This is a genomic window from Corallococcus llansteffanensis (genome assembly GCF_003612055.1).
In the GTDB taxonomy this organism is placed as follows: domain Bacteria; phylum Myxococcota; class Myxococcia; order Myxococcales; family Myxococcaceae; genus Corallococcus; species Corallococcus llansteffanensis.
The window spans coordinates 1-816 of record NZ_RAWB01001111.1 but is presented as its reverse complement, the minus strand read 5'-3'; the positions used below and the strand labels follow the sequence as shown (position 1 = coordinate 816).

1 protein-coding gene is annotated in these 816 nt (G+C 67.8%); it reads left to right on the top strand.

What is annotated here, in order from left to right:
- Positions 1-816, top strand: an 816-nt coding sequence (locus D7V93_RS43655) for an AMP-binding protein (protein ID WP_147451709.1), incomplete at both ends; no start/stop codon positions are given.

Below are 816 nucleotides of genomic sequence, written 5' to 3'. Positions count from 1 at the left end.
AGAACGCGGCGTATCTCATCTACACGTCGGGAAGCACGGGCCGTCCGAAGGGCGTGGCGGTGACGCACCGGAACGCCGTGGCCTTCCTGACGTGGGCCCAGGAGACGTTCGAAGAGGAAGAGACGAAAGCCGTGCTGGCTGCGACGTCCCTCAACTTCGACCTGTCGGTGTTCGAATTGTTCGCGCCGCTGGTGCGAGGCGGCAGCGTGGTGGTGGTGCGCAACGCGCTGCACCTGGCGGAAGAGAAGGTGGACGCCGAAGTCACCCTCATCAACACGGTGCCGTCAGCGATGGCGCAATTGGTGAGGCTGGGCGCGGTGCCGTCGTCGGTGCGCGTGGTGAACCTCGCGGGTGAAGCGCTGCCGGAGACGCTGGCGAAGCAGGTGTACGGCGTCTCCACGGTGCGCAAGCTGTACAACCTGTACGGCCCGTCCGAAGACACGACGTACTCGACGTGGTCGCTGGTGGGGCGCGAGGAAGTGCCGAACATCGGCCGTCCCCTGGCGAATACGCGTGCGTACGTGCTGGACACGTACCTGCAACCGGTGCCGGTGGGCGTGGCGGGCGAGCTGTACCTCGCGGGTGAGGGCCAGGCGCGCGGCTACCTGCTGAGGCCAGAGCTCACTGCGGAGAAGTTCCTGCCGGAAGTGCACGGCCCCGCGGGCAGCCGGATGTACCGCACGGGAGACCGGGTGAGGTACCGGGCGGATGGCGTGCTGGAGTACCTGGGCCGGGTGGACTTCCAGGTGAAGGTGCGAGGCTTCCGCATCGAGCTGGGCGAAGTCGAGGCGGCCCTGCGCCAGCAGGAGGCGGTGA